The sequence below is a fragment of the Elizabethkingia argenteiflava genome (assembly GCF_009904105.1).
Lineage (GTDB): Bacteria > Bacteroidota > Bacteroidia > Flavobacteriales > Weeksellaceae > Elizabethkingia > Elizabethkingia argenteiflava.
Genome location: NZ_JAAABJ010000476.1, coordinates 1 through 18,616, shown reverse-complemented (window position 1 = coordinate 18,616; position 18,616 = coordinate 1). Strand labels below are relative to the sequence as shown.

The window sequence follows — 18,616 nt, the reverse complement described above, 5'->3', positions numbered from 1 at the left end:
TTATCGAATTCCTTCAAAATACTGGAAATCTGATTCGCACTGAATTGTTTCTTTTTCATAATATATAATCCTAAATTTAAACTTTTTGTCTAAATTATAGTCGTACTATTTATGGGGGAGTTTACAACATTAATAGATTAGAAAAAAGAGAATCCACATATTCAATTTTTTTATTCTTTATATTTTATCCCAATAATTTTCTACTAGTTCTGTTAGATTGCAATTTGAAATAAAATGAAAGTCTTTATAAAATTTAAGACATTTTTTTACAAAGAAAATTATCATAAGTGTCAGCTTATCTAAATTTTGTATTCAACAGATAATGATTTAACAAATTTGCTTTAGCAGTAACTTTGGCAAGAAGGTAAAGTAAAAATAAGATCAAATAAAAAAAACAGTAGTTTGCACTGAATTTTCAAAGATCTATCTTCACCGTATATAAAACGAAAATCCCAACTCTCGTTAGGATTTTTTACTTTTAATTTCTTTAATATCGTATTTCTTATCACGGATCGGTTCATCAGGAAGAAAATCCTTAATTGAACATCCTAATGCTATTGCAATTAAATTTAGGTGGATTAAATTATATTTTGCTTTTTTTGATGGAGCTTCTATTTGTGAAATAAATCCAATATTCTTACCAATAGAAAGAGAGAGTTCCTCTTGCGTTATATTATTCGATTCACGTATTTCCTTAACACGTTTAATAACATATCTTTCTATTTCGTCTAATGATTCATTCATAAATCAAAGTGAATGAAAAACATTAAAAAATATTATGTACTATAGTACATATTTTGAGGAATATTTTTATATTTGTAAAATAAGTTATTGAAATGTAACTTTGCGATACTTCAAAGAAATATAGAAGCTATTGCTTAGAATCTCGAACTGAAAACTGGTAATTTTTAATATGCGAGAGGATAAGTAAAGTAGCTCACGGCCTAGGCGTGAGCTCACTTGTCTGCATATAAGGTATACCAGTACCCCAGTTCGGATATGTTGAGTTTCACGCCATTTGTTTGGAGAAAGACGTAGTGAGATAATGTTTTAAATGTGCAGAGAATTTACATAAGGATCTAAGCAGTTCCTTCTTAGCCAAATACACTGCTTATGAAAAGAACAAACTCTTTGTCTCGGAAATTGACTGATCATCAGTTATATGAACTGCTGAAGAAAGGCAATCCCACTTCTTTAGAACATATTCACCTACGCTACAAAAGACTTCTTTTTTGGCTTGGGAAACAAATGCTTGAGGATGATTTTGTAGTGGAAACCTTAGTACAGGATACTTTTCTCAAACTCTGGCTACACCGTGATTCTATTGAAACTCCGAATCATATTTTGGGATTTTTACGCTTTGTTTTGAAAAGAGATTGTATAAACTATTTCAATTCTCCAAAAAGTAAATTCACTCGGTTAATTAATTCCCTTGAACGTTATGAAAATTACGAGGATTATCTTATTTGTTCTGATCCAGAACAAGATAAAGAGCATCTTCTTAATCATGAGTGCGATCAAAAAAACTTTGATGAAGTTCAAAAAGGTTTAAATGTACTCAGCCCCAAAAGAAAACACTTAATTAAGCTCTGTCTTGAATATGGCTTTCAGTATAAACCAATTGCAGAGGCAATGGGAAGTAGTGTGACAGCTATAAGTAATGAAGTAAGCAGTGCCATAGATGATCTTCGGAAAATCATTAAAGGAAGTTCCTTTGAAAAGTCAAAGGGAAAAGCTTCTGATCAAGAAAAGAAAGTGGAAGAACTCAGTAACCAGCAGCTCGAGATTTTAAAAAGAAGGATGGAAGAAAAATCCTCTTTCAAGTTTATTGCTCAGGAGCTCAAACTTTCTGAAAAGCAGGTTCACCTGGAGTTTCTACAGGCATATAGCTACCTGCAAAATCAAAAAACCTCTGTAATACCTCTGTGAAATGGAAAAGCCTACGATGACCCTTACCCGCAGAATTCAGCTACTAATCGATGTTCCTTCAAATGAAAAAGAGGAGATCTGGGAAAAACTCTACCGTTATCAGAACCGATGTTTCCGAGCAGCTAATTTAATTGTTTCACATCTGTATCTTCAGGAAATGATTAAAGATTTCTTTTATCTGACAGAAGAAATCCAATATAAGCTTGCTGATATAAATAAAGACCCAATGGGAATATTTAACCGTTCCAAAACAAACACAACGGCGCGCATGGTCTATGACCGGTTCAAAGGAGAAATCCCGACTGATATTCTGGGATGCCTGAACAATACGATACAAGCTGTATTTTCTAAGGAAAAAGCAGACTATTGGCAGGGTTTAAAATCTTTAAGAAACTTTAAGAAAGATATTCCTATTCCGCTGCCGGTTAAATGTATCAGCAAAATAAGGTATGATCCTGAAAAGAAAGCATTTTGTTTCAATATGTTTGCTATCCCTGTTAAAACCTATTTAGGAAGGGATTACACTGATAAACGTCTGGTAATGGAACGCCTTTTAAGAGGTGAAATAAAACTCTGCACCTCACAGATCCAACTAAAAGGGGGAAAGATCTATTGGCTTGCTGCATTTGAATTTGAAAAAGAAGAGCATGTTTTAAAACCTGAAATCATCGCAGAAGCTTCCCTGTCCTTAGAACATCCTATAGTAGCAAAAACTGACAACGTACGAATTAATATTGGCTCGAAAGAGGAATTTTTATACCGTAGACTTGCTATACAGGCAAGTCAAAAAAGGATTCAGGATGGCATAACCTATGCTCGATCAGGAAAAGGCAAAAAGCGCAAACAAAAAGCACTTTATAAAACAGAAAATTTGGAGAGTCGGTATGTAAGTCACAGACTTCATGTATACAGCAAAAAGCTTATAGATTTCTGCATCCAGCGACAGGCAGGGACACTTATTCTTAAAAACCAAGAAGACAAGATAGGTATTGCAAAAGAACAGGAATTTGTACTTCGTAATTGGAGCTATTATGAATTGCAGACCAACATACAATACAAGGCAGAAAAAGCTGGTATCGAATTAATCATTGGATAGCTAAAAAAATAACGAGGGTGCTTGTACACCCGTAGGGTGAGGTTACGTACACTCACTAAATATTTATTGTATATACAACGGCGTGGGCTCCTTTCTTCCAAAAAAGAGTACGATTGAATTAGAGGAATATCTGGTAGGAAAAGAGTAAATTTGTAGAATAAATTATGGATTCAATTAGATTCTAGGTATAGAGAGAATTATCTGCTACATTAGCATAGATTAAAAAGATAGCACATAGTTATTCTGTACTGTTTAAACTAATAATTATATAATCTTTAGAATATTGACAATAATCCCATAAATTCCTCCTAAGATTAAAGCTACTATGGCTATCCATCCTCGAATCATATATACGGCAATATCATATATGTAATCTTCATCATTTTTATTGTAAAGATTGTTGTATGGAAATTTATTCTTCATTCTTAAATAAAGTAATAAAACTCCTATTAAGAACATTATAATTGGGGTTATCATAAATTAATTATTTTATTGATTTATTGCTCTTTGGATAAGAGTAATTTTAGTAAATATAACATATTTGTATATTCTTTTGCTGTTTTTAAAACATCAGGATCTAATAGTTTTCTTGATCCTTTTGGTATAGCATATTCTGCAAATATCATGCTACTGACTCTCCAGTCTTTTTTCATCTACCATTTAATACATGAGTAGAAATTTCTATACCATTTCTAATATTAGATATAAGTCCTCAATTAGCAAGTAATAAAACGCCGAATTTCTGCACAGTCTAAAAAAGAGATTCCTTATTTCCTAGCTCCAGTACTTTCAAATTTTAGTGATATTGACCATATGATTTCGATCTAAATGGAATCTTATTCTTCATTAATACTGCTTAAAATATTCATAAACCGTTCAAGTAATGACATCTTTTTTGTAGTAAATTCAACTACTCCAGTCATGTTATGATAGTATTCCAACTTTTTATGAGTATTGGTAACTAATCCATTGTTAAGTTTTACATCAACTTGATATAAAGTATCACTTGCAATTGGAGATTTTTTTGAAAGAGTGCCTTTTATAATACCGTAATCTCTATATGGATAATCAGAAAGTTTTATGATTGCACTTTGCCCCACTTTTAGAGGTCCATAATTTTTTGGTGTTAAAAAAGCTTTACCTATTAAATTATTATTATGAGGCAGGATTATAAATAATTTAGTCTCTCTAGAGATATAAGATGATTTGCTAATAAAAGGAGATACAAATTGCAGTTGACCATCAATTGGGCTTATAATTAAATAATTGTTCTTCCATGTTTCAATTGCATTAATTAAATTAAAATATTGTTTTTCTATATCTATTATCGCTTTTGAAGTTTCATTGTTGTTTTGTGCGTTCAAAGAGTTGATTTCACCTTTTATATCTTTATTTGAGGAGGAAACATCATGTATTCGTACATCACTTGATGACATATTTTCCATTTGATTTAAATAATTTGTTCTAGAAATATTTAAATCGTTTTTTGAAATTACTCCTTCAGCTTCCAAAATAGAATCTCTAGTGTAATTAGCTTTAATAGAAGCTACTTTATTGTCTTGTAATCTCTTTACTTTGCCTAAAAGCTCAATTTGTTTCTGGTTTTCCTTTATTTTAAATGAATATTTCTGGATATTAGTCTTATAAATATTATTCTTTGTAATATTTTTATAAGTATTGACCGAAATAATAAAATTGTAATAAAACTCTTGGATACTTCCAAGTTTATAATTTAAGTTGACTGCTAGGGCATCTATAGATTGATTTAACTTTTCAAGATTAAATTTTTTAATATCTTTTTCTAAAGAAATCAAATCTTGATAATTGGTAGGATTCTCAATATAAGCTATTGTTTCACCAGCGTTTAATTCATCACGTTCCTTTTTAAGAATATTTACTTTACCGTTTAAAGGAGAATAAACATTATATGTATTTGTAAGAGAAGTAATTATAATTTTACCTTCAACAGTCTTAGGGTATTTTATATAATATGCTCCTGAAAACAAAGCAATTAAAAAAGCAATAATAAATAAAAGAGAAATTATGGTTTTATTACTTTTAAAACTTTGGGATGCCTCGTAGAGTTCCTCCGTAGTATATTTATTTTTCATTTCAATATTCTAGGTTTAGATATTAAAGAGGGTTTTGAAAAAACCATTTGCTTTATTTGAGAGGTCAGTATATGAACCTCTTTCAACTATATAGCCATTATCAACAACAATTATCTCGTCTGCAATTTGAATTGTAGATAACTTATGAGATATCATTACAATTGTTCTATTTTTTTTCTCTTGAGATAAATAATCTAAAATTATTTTTTCACTTTCTGGATCTAAAAAATTAGTAGCTTCATCTAATAGCAGATAAGAGGAACTTTTATAAATTGCTCGAGCAATTATTATTCTTTGTTTTTGTCCTTGACTCAGCCCATTACCTCCCTCTCTTAAATTTGTATTTATCCCATCTGAAAAACCACCTATTTCTCTAATTAAATTCGAATTTATCAAGGCATGAGTTAATCTATCGCGATCATAATCCATTTCTTCATTTAAAATGATATTGCTTAGAACAGTTCCTTTATAAAGGTTTGGTTCCTGAAAGACTGTGCTCAATTGATCTCTCCAAAATCTATTTTCAATATTCTTTAATTCTCTTTCAGCGGCAATTATCTTTCCCATTGTAGGTTCATATACTTTAGAAAGCATTTTTAATATAGTTGTTTTCCCACATCCGCTTCTACCGACAATAACAGAAATTTTATTTTTTTGTATTTTAAATGATACATTGTTCAACGCATTTTGTACTGAGTCAGGATATCTAAAAATTACTCTGTCGAAAAGAATATCTCTATTGTCGTTATTGAACTGAACAAGAAGATTTTTGTTAATATTTTGTTCATTTTTTATATTATAAATTTCATTTGTTCTCGAAAAACTGATATAAGCTGTTTGAGATGATTTTATAAAATTAATAATGTCAGTTATAGGACCTGCTAATTGCCCAATAATAAATTGTATAGAAATTAAAGTTCCAAAGCTTATTTCACCTTGTATTACTAGATATGCTCCATAAAAAGTCATCGAGATATCTTTTAAGGTATTAATTATTTCAGCTCCGGCATTCTGAAGTCTATCAATATGCATTATTTTTATACTAATATTGTATAATTTATACTGTATAAGCTCCCATTTTTTTCTTTGCGTGAAACTATAATTATTGATTTTAATATCTTCAAAATTTCTCATGGACTCAATCCAGCAACTATTGCTTTCACCCTGTGCGGTATATAAATTCAGGCTCATTTTTTTTCTAATATTAAAAAATGAGATTACATACACAATATATAAAATTGATCCACTTAAGAAAAATGCAAAAAGTGTATGATTAAAAGAAAACAATATTATACTGTAAACTACCATAATTAATAAGGATAAAATAATAGATATTACAGAGTTTGAAATATAGTTTTGAATTCTATCCTGATCTTGTGCTCTTTGCATTATATCTCCAAAAAGCATTCGCTCAAAATGAATTGATGGTATATTAAATATTTTAATTATATAGTCTGTTAATATAGAAATCTTTATTTTATTAGATAAATGAGAGGTTATAGTGGTTTTGATCCATTCTCCTATACTTTTAAAAAGAATTAATGCGATGTTCGCACCTAATATCAAATATATAAACTCAATATCTCTATTATTTACTCCAATATCAATAATAGATCGCGTAATAAAGGGTAATATGGAATATATTGCTGTTATTACAAACATCAATAATAAAAGTTCTCTGATGTTATGTTTAAAGGGCGACAGATGTCTTAATAAAAAACGAAAAGCAGAAATGTAATCTGATTTTAATTCTTCAAATCTTGTCTTTCTCCAGTTAGGAGCAATAGTAATTATTATACCTCCATTAGTATGGGACTCAAAAATAGACTTTAACTTATCATAATGTATTTTATAAATACCTTTTTGAGGATCTGATATATAAAAATGATTTTTTTTGTATTTGTAGATAACAACATAATGATGTTGATTTACAATCGCGATAATGGGTCTTTTAAGATCTTTAATTTTAGTTAATTTACAAGTAAATGTATCTGTCTTAAAATCTTCACTTTCTGCAATATTTCTTAAGTCATATATTGAAACTCCGCCTTTTTGTTCGTTTATATAGCTTTTATAATTAGACTTGTCAAAATCACGACTATAAAATTTAGATATAATTTTTAGACAGACCAGGCCGCATTCATATTTGGTTTTTTGAATATAGTTAGGGAAATTTTCTAACATTCTTTAATACTTTTTATAAATGAATATACGATGTAAGGCTTAAGGCTGTCTTTAATAAAAAGCATAGAGAAAAAATGTGATATTATGAGACTATGCAAATGCCACTCGTTTAAATTTTTAAGTTTATATTCACTCTGTTTTTTCAATTTCTCAATATCACGAGCTATCGATAGATATTTCTGCTTATTAGATTTTATGCGATATAAGCGATTTAATTTTATTTTATTCTCTTCATATATTTTAGAAAAATACCTAATGGATTCTCTTTTTTTCTTTAAAAGTACAAGTGTTGAATTAATAAAACCATCATCATAATAGTAGGGTAACCATAGGGAAAATAAAGTCAGTAAAAAATTAGTTGCTTCAGTTTTATCCATATCATGTACAAAAGCCTTCAAGAAAGAAAAAGCAATTTTTATGGTTAAATATTCTGAGTGAATAAAAGAAAAATCAATAATAGTACCCTGTAATTTTTCAAGAATTTCAATGTATAAATCAGTGTCGACAATATGATATAGATGAGATTCTATTTCCATTCTTAATGGAAATAGAATCGGTATGTTTCTGCTGCCATATAATTTTTCTAATGAAGGAATGATATGATTATTTATTCTTTTTTTTGGACTTGATATTCTGAAAATAATTTTATCATGGGATGTAAAGGAATGGAATGTGTTCAAAATATTTTCTTTCTCTAAAAAAAGTAAAATATCTTCTTTAAATTTTTTAAAAGATTCCTTATCAATCGAAAAGCTTATGCAGTCTCTATGTACCTCTGTAAGCACATTATGTTTTGAATAATACGTTAGCAATCCTCCATATAATTCCATTTTTTGTTCAGTAAATAGAATAATAGGATCGGTATCATTATTTGTATAGTATGATTTTAATGCTACGTTTAATTCTTGTAAGAAATTTGGATCAAACTCATTTAAAGCTCTGTATTTATGTTTACCTCCTCCTCTCACAAGTTGATCTTCAAGAATCATTTTTAAAGACGCTATACAACCAGTAAGTTCAGATATTGAAAATAGCAATTCTTCTTTATTTTTTGCTCCTTTGATATCTAATAGATGATTTGTGATAATGAATCTTAATTGATATATCTTTATTTCATTTTTCTCATCAACTATCCTTTTTTTAGTTTTTAGAAGTTCTTTTGCGTGATTTTTCACATTTAAAAGAAAAGGACTTTCTTCATTACTATAAGCAATCTTTGAGTTTGCAACCATATGGCAAAATGAACCTTTAAAAGATGTAAAATCATCATAAAATATAGATTCTAATCGCCTGATTGGTACAACCATAAATTGTACTTTATCATTTTCAATCATAACAGTATGGTTCTGCGGAATTGCAAAATCTGAAGAAAAGATAACAATATCAATATCAGAAAAATCATTTTTATCTTGAGTTATTGAACTTCCTGATATTAAAAAATTCTTAACCTTTCCGAATTTGCGGATCATAAAATTCTTTATATTCTCCATTATGTGTTTTTCAATTGCAAAAATATAAAAATGACTAATAATATATTACATTACAATTAATTAATTCAAAAAAAATAATATTCTATTTTGTTTTCTTCTTGAAAATTTTATTTTTGCAGAGAATTAATTTTAATCAAAAACATATGAAGAAAAAAACTATGATGCCTCTAACGATTGAAGAGCAAAAGGAAACATTTGCAGGTTGGAATTCTTCTGGTGATGATTTCCGTGATCATGATCATTATATAGAGCAAGTAGATTTAACAGGGCCTGGTCATGGCGGCGGAGATAGCCTACCAAATTTCTTTCCTGATAACCATAATGATACAGGAGGGCATGATGACTACTATGGTGGAGGCGGAAGCGGAAGTGGTGGAGACCATTCCGGTCCAATAGTCTATCAAATAGATATACCCCAACTTGATATGCATAAGTCTAAATCACCTTCTTCAAATGGGCAAGGAGAGACATGGGCAGCATTAGCAGGAATAGTTGGAGGTATCGCTGAAATTGTAGGAGGTATTGCAGCAGCTGAAACAGGAGTTGGTGTCGTTCTTATTATAGATGGTGTTTCAAGAACAGGATTTGAACTCGCAAAATTCATTGACAGCTTTAAAGATAATCATCAAGAAATTCCAAGTAATTTAGGGGAGGGTATAGCAATAGGGTTTGCAGGTGAAGAAAATGCAGTTACTGGAAGACTTATCAATGATATTGTTATTGCTTTAATTGATGGAGGTGTATACCCTGATGCAGAACATGCTGTACATGCATTACAACAAAGTCATTATATTGAAGGAGTGGTTAGTGGGATAAATTCATATTCTGGAGCCCAAGATGCTGTCGATTATTTTAATCATTATATTAACGATTCCTCTGGAGGAGGGGGACAAGATGTAAATGTTACTATAGAGTGGTAATTATGTTTTCATGACAGAAAAATACAACAATGACTTTCTAGAAAAAAAAATCAAAATAATGAGAAGAGGTATGTATGTTTACTTACCTCTTTTTGGTGTTTGGTTTATTTTTAGTTTTCTCGCTATCTTACAGAAAAAATCTTTTATCAAATTATACTTTCTAATTCCAATATTTATATATGTGGTAATTTATAGGGGCTTGTACTATACAAACAATATGTTATCACTAATTAATAAAGTTGTTAATAAAATCCAGATTGTAGAAAATCGAATTATTATTGATACATATGGAGGGTTATGGAAAGAGAGTAAAAGATACAGATTCATTATTGAAAAGGTTTCAATTGCAGAAAACAATAATGCTTTACAAAACAGCGAACTAACCGAGTATATGAAATATAGTCTTAAGACTATGTATAACAATAAACAGATAGAATTATTTCTCTCAGATGAAAAATATAAAACTATAAAAAATGAAAAATAATAAATTTACAACTAATCTAATTATTTTAATCGTAGCTTATTTACTAGCTATTTATCAAGTTTGTAGGGCAAGTCAAGATACTAGCACAAGAATTATATCAATTGCAATAGTTACAATCTTATGTATAGTTATTGGTTTTATAATGAATAAAAGGAATCAGCGAAGAGATATATAATTTTACATATCAAATATCAATTTGCCCGTTACGAAAATGGTTTATTTAGAGTATAAATTTTAGAATGAAAAGTAATGACAAAAAAAGCTCTAGATTGTGCAATAACTAAGTCTAGACTCTATCGAGGATAAACTAAAAAGAACAAATATAGGAACTGTCAGATAGGATTGAAACTATTACAGCAATTATAATGTAATTGTCTTGAATTATCTGACAGTTAAATTCTAGTTTCTAACCTTTCTTTGATTCCGGATTTCCATACTGTTATTTTGAGACATGGATTTCAGGCTTTCTTTATGTTTTTCGTCCAGCCATTGTTGCCTGTTATGTCCATCTATCTTTAGTACTTTGGTCTTTTCTTTACTATCAAATTCAATAGATATTTTTAAATGATCTACGCTGAAACTTTTAAAATGTCTGGAAGAATAAATCTCTCCCTTAATGTACATTTCTTCCTTTTCAAGTAGATGCTTAATAAGCTCCGGAGAAAACCTTAGCTTTTCACATTCCAGAATAATAGAGTAGGAAGCTTTAATATCCGGTTGGTACTTTTCTAATTTAGCAAGGATTCTGTCCTTTCTTTCAACCATACTTTTCAGTTTTGAAACAGACTCCTGAATTTCATTTTTCTCCTGATCCTTCAAAAGAATAATAGATTTGAATTCCTTTTTCATCATCTCGTTTTCTATTTCAAGCTTCTTTGTTTTTGAGCCAGTGAAAACATTTGTCACGGTTTGCATAACCTTTTTGGTATTTATGGTTTTCTCCATGGCTTTTAATTCGGATTGTTTCTTGGCATGCTCCTGTATCAGTAATTGATTCTGAAGATGTAAATCTCTGTAGTATTGTCCTGTAGAAATGTGTTTGGCTACAGAGCCTTCAATACCTCTATTGAGTCCATACTTCTGCATTGCCAGAGCATAAGTATTTTGATAATGTTTGAGCTTATTTCTGGCCATAACATCATCAGCACACAGACGGTTATTCGTAGGGCTCTTCTTTTTGTATTTCTCAGAAGCTGTTTTCCCATTATTAGCTTTTCTTCTCTCTCCACTAACAACAGGTACAATGGTAGCATGAATATGGGGTGTTTTTTCATCCATATGAAGAACAGCTGAAACAAGATTATCCTCTCCAAAGGTTTCTTTAAGCCAGTGTAAATTATCCTTACACCAATTATTCAGATTTCCACTTTCTTCAATCTTCTTCATGGTCTGATGGGTTCCTGAGAGCATAATTCTAATAGCTCTTACCTGATTGATTCCAATTTTTCTTTTGATTTGAGCGTGATTAATACGGTACTGGATTGCAGCGGTACGGTTTTTTACATCCCTGGGATAAACAATAAATTCTTTATTTAAATGTTCTCTGGTTTTATCTGCATTCTTAGGATGAATCGTTCTTTCGATATGGGCAGACATCGCTGCATCATTTCCCTTTGCTTTTTCTAAATGTAAAACGGTATAGGACATCTTTAATCATTTCTGTGTTAAGTAATTTTTTTATCCAATTTAATTGGGGGAATCCAAAGGGGGGATCCCCCGTGGCTTATTGGGGCTTTTTTAGCGAAATGAAATTTTGCGTTAAGAAAAAGCCCTAATAAGCTATGGCATTTTTCAAAAAAGCCAGCCTTTCAACCTGCTGCATTTTTGGTTTTATGCCTTACTCAGCATTTATACCTTATGCAGTTTCTATAATTTATTATTCAGGTTCTCGTACATTTTGATTTTAATCCGGGGTGCTAATTCCAGTTTTATTCTCTCTTAGGAAAAGAGCATTTTGCTGTTGAAAATAAAATCAAGACCAACTGTAAGAGATATATATCCTTATTCTATAATTCTATGTTTATTTTAAGGTGCATTCCCATAGACTACTTTTTTAAGTGTCTGTAATCTTAGAATACTAGTATTTTTTTAAAAAACACATTTGCCATATGTTATCTAATAATCTCTGACCATAAGCTGTGTAATAATTACGCAGGTATTAAACCAATCTGTATCTTTTTTACTCAAGCATTAAGAAAAGGTGGGTAATTTTTACTCAGGTAAAATGGATACAATGCATTTTCTTTTTAGGTTGAGAGATAAGGATCTTATTCTTTTACATTATTTTTATGATATTTTCATATTATTTTTAAATCCTTCTCTTAAAACTAGGCTTATTTCCTTGTTCCTGTTTCTCTGGTTTTTCTCCTTTTGCTCCCTGTTCTTTTTGTTCTTTTTGTTCTTCTAACTCTTCTAACTCTTCTAACTCTTCTAATTCTTCTAATTCTTCTAATTTTATAGATAGAAACTGCACTTGAGTATTTTTCTCAGTTTTAGCCATATGCACTAAATATTCATTCAGATCTTTATAATCGGAATAAATACCTGAACAGTCTATTGCCTCAGGAAAAGACTTTAAAATTTCAGTTTTGCATTTCTCTCCCGCAGGGTCATTGTCAAGAAAAAGGGCTTTTACAGCATAGTTTTTCAGATACTCAATAACTTTTCCCACAAGTGAAGCGGAGTTCATGACGATAATATCTCCCGAAAAATTTATCTTCATTTCTATAAAAGATAGTGCATCCATAAAGCCTTCGAAGACGGCGACATTTTTGTTTCCTTCTTTTTGAAAGGAATTATTATCAGGATTCATATGGATTACTGAGATATCTTTTTTCAGTAATGATCCTTTGTAAAAGAAATTCCTAAGTTCTAATCCTCCAGAGATATTTTCAAAACCAATAGCATAGAGTTTTTTATTGTTGAGTGTAAACTTTACTTCCTTTACAAAGGGATATACTCTGGCGCTAAGTCCTCTTTTATGAAGATAACTTTTTAGATGTGAGTTTTCAAGTTCTACAATTTCATTGATCTCATAGTCTGGTTTAAAGCTTTTCTGTTTCTGAGGAAAACTCTTTTTCTGATAGTGAAAAGAAGAAAAATTCTGTCTGGATGCCCAAGCTAGAACTTCACCCACAGAAGCTTTTAAATATTTCTTCATAAAATTGATATTATTTCCTCCTATGCCTTCCGAAAAAAGAAACCAAAGGTTTAGGCTCTTGCTTAATTTAAAAGAGGCCTGGGATTCACTGGCAAATGGATTGAGATACCAGGCTTCTTTTTCATTTTGTTTCGTTGGAAGGTGTCCGAGTGAAACAAGGACTTCTTCCAGCGGTATGCTGTTAAATTGTTTGCAGTTCATTGGATATGATTATGGTTTAGATAATTACTTGTTGAGTCTTGAATCATTTTACAGCCATTTTTGGCCATAGAGATGATGTCTCTATAACTGGTCTATTCTTGAGCGTTTATGTATAGGGTAAAAAACTTGGGAATTTTTGATGAATTGATGAGAGAATCTCGTAAACCATTACTACATGGTCATTTACGTCCTCATCAAAAGCTCATCATCTCATCAAAGTTGTTTTTTTTCTCTCATCACTACTTCATCAAAATTCAGGGCATAAAAATTTGATGAGGCTTCTGATGAGTTATAACTTATTGATTTTATTTTGATTACAAATCAATTCATCATTTCATCAAATTTTTGGACAATAAAATTCTTTTCTACTATAAAATATCTTCCAAGCTTGTTTTGTTGATAGAAGCCTCCTGTGTAATCAATATCATATTTGATATAACTAAGGGAGTTCTTTTGCGGCTCAAGTTTCCAGTTTTCTTTCAGAACTTTTCGAATATCATTCGTGCTCCAGTAGTGATTCCTTAGTACTTTTCCAAGCATACTGAAAATATCCTGGGGAATAAAATGGATAACAACTTCCTCTGTGCTCTCAAAAAACTCAAACAGGAGTTCAATAATTTTAGATTCCAGTTTATTATTGTTCTTCCATATTAGTTTTTCAAGAGCTTTAGTTCTGATCTGAGACTGAGTAAACCACATTCGGGTTTCTTTACGGCTGTAAAAGCTGCGCTGGATAAGGTAACGTAGGAAATAAGGAATTTCTTTATTTAAGTTTTGAATAAATTCAGTGTTCTCACTTTCGATTGGTTTTATTTTAATAATCCAGAATCTAATTTCATTCTCGTCAATCTGAATGAAGTTATCTTCATTGTTGGAGCAGAGAATGAATTTGCCAAAGAATTCTACTTCTTCGCGGTCTTTCCCTTTCGCTTCTTTTTTATCTTTATCTGTTGTGGAAAGGTATTTTAAGCGTTCGGTAATTTCTTTTTTATCAAAGAATACTTCATCAATAGCTATCAAAAGCATACTTGCCCAATCAGAATTAAATTGACTACTGAAGGAATCCCCTTTAATATAGGTCATATTAAGACCAAAAATGGATTTGAGCCATTTGATAAAAGTAGTTTTTCCGGTTGCTCTTTCTTTACTCACCAAACAAAGGATCGGAAGCATTTCAGTGGGATACTCAAGTAGTATCTTGATATAATCAAAGCCTAATTCTATCTGCTCTCCGAAAATATGCTCCATGAACTTTAAAGAAAACGGAATATGTTCTCTTAGATCATCGAGTGTTATATTCTCTTCAGAGGGACAATAAGGAATCTCATTATAAAGGTTGTAGAACTCTGCAACAACCTGTCTGTAATCTAAATGACTGGGAATACAGCAGAAACCATCATACTTAGGAATTCTAGATACGTATTCCTTTCCATGGTCACTGATGATTGTTTCACGGTTCCATCTCACCAAAATCGATATCTTATCTCCAGAGATCAAAGGCTTTTCTATCGTTTTGTAATACGTGGTACCAACTCTTAGATATGGAATTTTTTCGCTCATATTTTAAGGGTTTAACTCCGTACAGAAAATACGGGAGGGATGAAAAATATTTAGATAAATAAGCACTTATTTATCTCCTATACTTAAGCGATTTAACCTCATTTAAAGCATCCATCAGATCAATATGGTTAATCCTATAGAATCTTCCTATTTGTTCCGCTTTGATGTTACCTTTTAAAATATGTGAGCGTACAGTTTGATAATCAAGCTTAAGAATTTCTGAACATTCTTTGATAGAATACAGTTTCTTTTTCAACTCAATCTCAGGTTCTTTTTTCATAGAATTAAGTAAGTCTTTTACTTCACCTAATTCGTCAAGAATTGTTTGGAATGGATTTGTTGTCTGCATAATGTGTAGTATTTATTTACAGACAAAATTGTATGATTGGAATAACTAATGATGCAATTTTACTCAATTGCGTAAAGTTTAATGTTTGATATTAAGTAATTTAGATAACTCCCGATAGATATCTTCCTCAAAATCATTTGGTTTTATAGTTATTGCTCTTGAAAAAGTTCCTTTGTCAAAAATGGTATTATATTCATTTTTCATGGCTTCAATAATTGTGGTATCTTGAAAATATGGATTAATAATATGATTATCCTTTAAGAAATGATGAATTCTTATAAAAAATGATTTCTGATCTACAAGCAGATTGTGATTTTCATCGATAAATTTTTTGTCTTTTAAAAAAGCAATAAAAGTTTTGAAGCTGTTTTCACCAATCATAATATCAGACAAACTGATTTCTCTTTTTACTTTACCTTGCAGGGCGAAATACAAAATGAGGGTTTTTTCAGCTCCATTTAAAAAATTACCCTGTAACTTCATTAGATTACTTGAACTCATTAGCTGGGTGGATTCTTTTTTATATTGATTTAAACAGTACTGGATCTTCTCTTCAAAATTGTGATTTCTAGATGTATCAATATCTTTGAAATGAAAACTGAAAAAATTGTCTAGTTTTTCATATTTTATTAATAACTCATTTTTTATTTTTTCACTAAGAATGGTTTTGGCGGACTTCTGTTTGGCTTTTTCAATTCTTTTTGCCAACAGCTTTTGAACTTTTTCTCCTTTTATCCAATAATAAATCATCATAGAATAGCCTATAAATTCTTCCCCAGGGTTCCAACGCCCGTAAAGTTTCTTTTGATCCATAGTCTAAATTAGTATTATTTAAAAACTTCATTCATATAGTTAATTTTATCCTCTTCACTTGGTCTATAGTAAGCATTGAAGACCTCCAAACTTGTATGACCAGTGTAACTCATAATTACTTTATCCGGAACTCGTTTGTTCTTCATTATAGTGATAAAACTTCTTCTTGCGGTATGTGAGGAAATTCTTGTCCAAAATTCAGCTTTCTGGTCTACCAGTTCATCACCATATTTCATAGTTTTCTTTATCTCATCAGTGAACTTTAATTCCCTAAAGACTTCCTTAATATATTCGTTCATCTTTTGATTCGTAATACTAGGTAAATTATAATCATATTTTTCCAGTATTGATTTTGATATAGTGTTTAAAGGGATCGCCAAATTTTTAGATTTACTTTTTAAATCAATCACTCGTATAAAATTACCGTCAACATCACTTTTTGAAATCGTACTGTAATTGCCAAACCTCATTCCTGTGGTGCAACCAAAAACAAAAAGATCACGTACTTTTTCCAATCTCTTATTTTTGCTGAGATCATAATTATAGATGAGTTCAACTTGTTCGTAGTTTAAAGCTATTTCATCAGTTGTAAATTTCGCAGGCTTTTTGAAAGCAATAAAGTTATTATTATACGTATACTTTTTATTTAGAGCCCAAAGAAGAAACGTTTTTAGTAGACCGACATTTCTATGTAATGTATTTGCAGAATGTTTCTTTTCTTCAATACAAAATTTCAAAAATTTATTGTAAAGTTTATCATCAAATTTCCCTAAAGTGACCTTAGTTTTACAATTTCTTTCAAAATCTTCAAGTAATGTTTTATTACATTTATAACGCTTTAAAGTTGAATTTGAAATAGCATTCCCAGTATAATCGTTTTCCTTCTCATCCAAAAATTCCTGATATATTCTAAAGAAATCACTTTTAACAGTAACTTTCTTGAATTTTTCATCGAATCTTTGTTTAAGAATATTAACTGTAAGCTCCTCATTTATGTTCTTATATCGATTTACTATCTCAATAAAATAAGTGCTGTACCGATCTAACTGCATTTTCACACTACGATGAATTTCAGCTCTTTTAGTTCTTCCGTTTAAGTCATTAGGCTGCCTACTTTCAAAATCCCACTCGTTTGGCTTTATTTTCTCACCAGTAGAATAGATGAAATTCTTACTTTCATTGTTAAAAAATGAACGGAAATAAATTAAAGTTTCTTTTGTACTATTGGGTTCCTTGAGTTTAAAAGTGTAATTCATCAGGTGCCAGTTTAGGTGCTACTTCTTCTATATTTAGATATAAAAACTAATTATATTAGCCTATGTAAATATAGTTAAAATACTGATATATAGTATACTTATATATATCGAGTTATGTTGGTATATAATAGGTTCAAAAACCTCCAGCTCCACAACGTTTGTAAAGCATTGCACTTCAATGCTTTACAAACATTAAGTTTTAAAAATAGTAAATAGTAGTAAAAGTTTTTCAAAGCTTCCCCAAGTGTTCACAATATTTGTGAAAATGAAAAATTTTGAAGTCGAAATCTGTTCATCAGAAAACATCAACCAAGATTGGTATGTATATATCTATGATACAAACCAACAAAAGATTATCCAGAAATTTTACAAAGGAATTAATGTTGATTATGATGCTAATAATCGAAGAATTCGGTGTGAAGCGTTAAAGGAATCCATTGAAAAAGAATTGAAATCCGGCTGGATTCCAAAATCTAAAAAGAAACAATTACCTCAACCAGAAGACAAAGGTTATAATATTATTGAAGCATTTGACATTGCTTTTAAAATATTTAGCATTGCTAATCAAATATAGATAGTGTTTTTATTACGATGGTGCATTAATAGAAGTATCGCTCATCTGAGCATTTCTATTTTTCTAGAATAGCATTGGACTTTCTTCTCATTCTTGCTAAAAAATGCCTAAACAAATTATTATAAGCTTCTACGGTGAATGTTTCTGCTTTTGTCTGAAGATGTTTCTCTTTAGCAACAATGCTTTGGTAGCTTTTCCAGTGATCACTTGAGATCTTCTCCATTTTGTGTTGTTTTATTGTTTCCCAAAACTTTTCTACGGTTTGATGGCTTCTGTCACCAATAACGAAATTAATGAATCTTTTTCCAAATCTATCAACAGCAATCCAGATCCAATAGTGTTTTTTTTACGCCCTATATAAGTGTGCATTTCATCTAACGCTACCACTTTTATTTCCTTAGATCCACATTGCAACGATTGTACTTCTTGACCAAAACTACGAATCCAATTCAAAATAGTGACATTGCTAATATCTAAAATCCTGCCGAT

At 30.4% G+C, this 18,616-nt stretch carries 18 protein-coding genes and 1 pseudogene; 5 read left to right on the top strand and 14 right to left on the bottom strand.

Annotated features, from left to right (window positions below; translation table 11 throughout):
- Window positions 1-462: 462 nt before the first annotated feature.
- Window positions 463-744, bottom strand: coding sequence for a helix-turn-helix domain-containing protein (locus GNY06_RS05920; RefSeq protein ID WP_154491655.1), 282 nt, complete (start codon window positions 742-744; stop codon window positions 463-465).
- 369 nt (window positions 745-1,113) lie between these two features.
- Between GNY06_RS05920 and GNY06_RS05915 the strand changes: the two genes are divergently transcribed.
- Together GNY06_RS05915 and GNY06_RS05910 are read left to right on the top strand one after the other, a co-directional pair.
- Window positions 1,114-1,929: an RNA polymerase sigma factor gene (locus GNY06_RS05915; RefSeq protein WP_166519213.1), complete on the top strand. Its 816-nt coding sequence runs from the start codon at window positions 1,114-1,116 to the stop codon at window positions 1,927-1,929.
- A gap of 1 nt (window position 1,930) precedes the next feature.
- Entirely contained in the window at window positions 1,931-3,025 is a 1,095-nt protein-coding gene (locus GNY06_RS05910) for a hypothetical protein (RefSeq protein ID WP_166519212.1), read from the top strand.
- 264 nt (window positions 3,026-3,289) lie between these two features.
- Here GNY06_RS05910 and GNY06_RS05905 read toward each other — a convergent pair whose 3' ends face one another.
- From GNY06_RS05905 to GNY06_RS05885, 5 genes are all read right to left on the bottom strand, one after another.
- Window positions 3,290-3,448: a hypothetical protein gene (locus GNY06_RS05905; RefSeq protein ID WP_166519211.1), complete on the bottom strand. Its 159-nt coding sequence runs from the start codon at window positions 3,446-3,448 to the stop codon at window positions 3,290-3,292.
- 74 nt (window positions 3,449-3,522) lie between these two features.
- Complete coding sequence (locus GNY06_RS05900; RefSeq protein ID WP_154491643.1) at window positions 3,523-3,678, bottom strand: hypothetical protein; 156 nt, start codon at window positions 3,676-3,678, stop codon at window positions 3,523-3,525.
- A 183-nt stretch (window positions 3,679-3,861) separates the two neighbouring features.
- The gene (locus GNY06_RS05895) at window positions 3,862-5,136 is read right to left on the bottom strand and encodes an HlyD family secretion protein (protein ID WP_166519210.1); all 1,275 of its coding nucleotides are present in this window, start codon (window positions 5,134-5,136) and stop codon (window positions 3,862-3,864) included.
- Between the two features lie 15 nt (window positions 5,137-5,151).
- Entirely contained in the window at window positions 5,152-7,320 is a 2,169-nt protein-coding gene (locus GNY06_RS05890) for a peptidase domain-containing ABC transporter (RefSeq protein ID WP_166519209.1), read from the bottom strand.
- Complete coding sequence (locus tag GNY06_RS05885; protein WP_166519208.1) at window positions 7,314-8,810, bottom strand: hypothetical protein; 1,497 nt, start codon at window positions 8,808-8,810, stop codon at window positions 7,314-7,316. Before GNY06_RS05885 ends, GNY06_RS05890 begins: the two co-directional genes overlap by 7 nt.
- A 143-nt stretch (window positions 8,811-8,953) precedes the next feature.
- Between GNY06_RS05885 and GNY06_RS05880 the strand changes: the two genes are divergently transcribed.
- Together GNY06_RS05880 and GNY06_RS05875 are read left to right on the top strand one after the other, a co-directional pair.
- Window positions 8,954-9,730 carry a hypothetical protein gene (locus GNY06_RS05880; protein ID WP_166519207.1) on the top strand — a complete coding sequence of 259 codons (777 nt, stop codon included), beginning with the start codon at window positions 8,954-8,956 and terminating at the stop codon, window positions 9,728-9,730.
- 10 nt (window positions 9,731-9,740) lie between these two features.
- Window positions 9,741-10,214 carry a hypothetical protein gene (locus GNY06_RS05875; RefSeq protein WP_166519206.1) on the top strand — a complete coding sequence of 158 codons (474 nt, stop codon included), beginning with the start codon at window positions 9,741-9,743 and terminating at the stop codon, window positions 10,212-10,214.
- Window positions 10,215-10,613: 399 nt separating this feature from the next.
- Here GNY06_RS05875 and mobV read toward each other — a convergent pair whose 3' ends face one another.
- The 6 genes from mobV to GNY06_RS05845 form a co-directional block, all read right to left on the bottom strand.
- Window positions 10,614-11,861, bottom strand: coding sequence for a MobV family relaxase (gene mobV, locus GNY06_RS05870; RefSeq protein WP_166519205.1), 1,248 nt, complete (start codon window positions 11,859-11,861; stop codon window positions 10,614-10,616).
- A gap of 661 nt (window positions 11,862-12,522) precedes the next feature.
- Complete coding sequence (locus GNY06_RS05865; RefSeq protein WP_166519204.1) at window positions 12,523-13,575, bottom strand: toprim domain-containing protein; 1,053 nt, start codon at window positions 13,573-13,575, stop codon at window positions 12,523-12,525.
- Window positions 13,576-13,896: 321 nt separating this feature from the next.
- Entirely contained in the window at window positions 13,897-15,135 is a 1,239-nt protein-coding gene (locus tag GNY06_RS05860) for a primase-helicase family protein (RefSeq protein ID WP_166519203.1), read from the bottom strand.
- A 70-nt stretch (window positions 15,136-15,205) separates the two neighbouring features.
- Entirely contained in the window at window positions 15,206-15,484 is a 279-nt protein-coding gene (locus tag GNY06_RS05855) for a helix-turn-helix domain-containing protein (RefSeq protein WP_166519202.1), read from the bottom strand.
- 78 nt (window positions 15,485-15,562) lie between these two features.
- Complete coding sequence (locus tag GNY06_RS05850) at window positions 15,563-16,237, bottom strand: hypothetical protein (protein ID WP_166519201.1); 675 nt, start codon at window positions 16,235-16,237, stop codon at window positions 15,563-15,565.
- Between the two features lie 74 nt (window positions 16,238-16,311).
- The gene (locus GNY06_RS05845) at window positions 16,312-17,553 is read right to left on the bottom strand and encodes a tyrosine-type recombinase/integrase (RefSeq protein WP_166519200.1); all 1,242 of its coding nucleotides are present in this window, start codon (window positions 17,551-17,553) and stop codon (window positions 16,312-16,314) included.
- Between the two features lie 265 nt (window positions 17,554-17,818).
- Here GNY06_RS05845 and GNY06_RS05840 point away from each other — a divergent pair, with 265 nt between their 5' ends.
- The gene (locus GNY06_RS05840) at window positions 17,819-18,127 is read left to right on the top strand and encodes a hypothetical protein (protein ID WP_166519199.1); all 309 of its coding nucleotides are present in this window, start codon (window positions 17,819-17,821) and stop codon (window positions 18,125-18,127) included.
- A 55-nt stretch (window positions 18,128-18,182) separates the two neighbouring features.
- Here the strand turns inward: GNY06_RS05840 and GNY06_RS05835 are convergent, their stop codons facing one another.
- Both GNY06_RS05835 and GNY06_RS05830 read right to left on the bottom strand, forming a co-directional pair.
- Complete coding sequence (locus GNY06_RS05835) at window positions 18,183-18,410, bottom strand: IS1 family transposase (protein WP_317163758.1); 228 nt, start codon at window positions 18,408-18,410, stop codon at window positions 18,183-18,185.
- Window positions 18,383-18,616, bottom strand: a pseudogene (locus GNY06_RS05830) (hypothetical protein); the annotation flags it as partial. The gene GNY06_RS05835 and the pseudogene GNY06_RS05830, both read right to left, overlap by 28 nt.

Coding starts and splice junctions, on each gene's coding strand:
- GNY06_RS05905 (WP_166519211.1), bottom strand. CDS start 3,448: ATGAAGAATAAATTTCCATACAACAATCTTTACAATAAAAATGATGAA.
- GNY06_RS05860 (WP_166519203.1), bottom strand. CDS start 15,135: ATGAGCGAAAAAATTCCATATCTAAGAGTTGGTACCACGTATTACAAA.
- GNY06_RS05890 (WP_166519209.1), bottom strand. CDS start 7,320: ATGTTAGAAAATTTCCCTAACTATATTCAAAAAACCAAATATGAATGC.
- mobV (WP_166519205.1), bottom strand. CDS start 11,861: ATGTCCTATACCGTTTTACATTTAGAAAAAGCAAAGGGAAATGATGCA.
- GNY06_RS05885 (WP_166519208.1), bottom strand. CDS start 8,810: ATGGAGAATATAAAGAATTTTATGATCCGCAAATTCGGAAAGGTTAAG.
- GNY06_RS05850 (WP_166519201.1), bottom strand. CDS start 16,237: ATGATGATTTATTATTGGATAAAAGGAGAAAAAGTTCAAAAGCTGTTG.
- GNY06_RS05855 (WP_166519202.1), bottom strand. CDS start 15,484: ATGCAGACAACAAATCCATTCCAAACAATTCTTGACGAATTAGGTGAA.
- GNY06_RS05920 (WP_154491655.1), bottom strand. CDS start 744: ATGAATGAATCATTAGACGAAATAGAAAGATATGTTATTAAACGTGTT.
- GNY06_RS05865 (WP_166519204.1), bottom strand. CDS start 13,575: ATGAACTGCAAACAATTTAACAGCATACCGCTGGAAGAAGTCCTTGTT.
- GNY06_RS05880 (WP_166519207.1), top strand. CDS start 8,954: ATGAAGAAAAAAACTATGATGCCTCTAACGATTGAAGAGCAAAAGGAA.
- GNY06_RS05875 (WP_166519206.1), top strand. CDS start 9,741: ATGACAGAAAAATACAACAATGACTTTCTAGAAAAAAAAATCAAAATA.
- GNY06_RS05915 (WP_166519213.1), top strand. CDS start 1,114: ATGAAAAGAACAAACTCTTTGTCTCGGAAATTGACTGATCATCAGTTA.
- GNY06_RS05900 (WP_154491643.1), bottom strand. CDS start 3,678: ATGAAAAAAGACTGGAGAGTCAGTAGCATGATATTTGCAGAATATGCT.
- GNY06_RS05840 (WP_166519199.1), top strand. CDS start 17,819: ATGAAAAATTTTGAAGTCGAAATCTGTTCATCAGAAAACATCAACCAA.
- GNY06_RS05845 (WP_166519200.1), bottom strand. CDS start 17,553: ATGAATTACACTTTTAAACTCAAGGAACCCAATAGTACAAAAGAAACT.
- GNY06_RS05895 (WP_166519210.1), bottom strand. CDS start 5,136: ATGAAAAATAAATATACTACGGAGGAACTCTACGAGGCATCCCAAAGT.
- GNY06_RS05910 (WP_166519212.1), top strand. CDS start 1,931: ATGGAAAAGCCTACGATGACCCTTACCCGCAGAATTCAGCTACTAATC.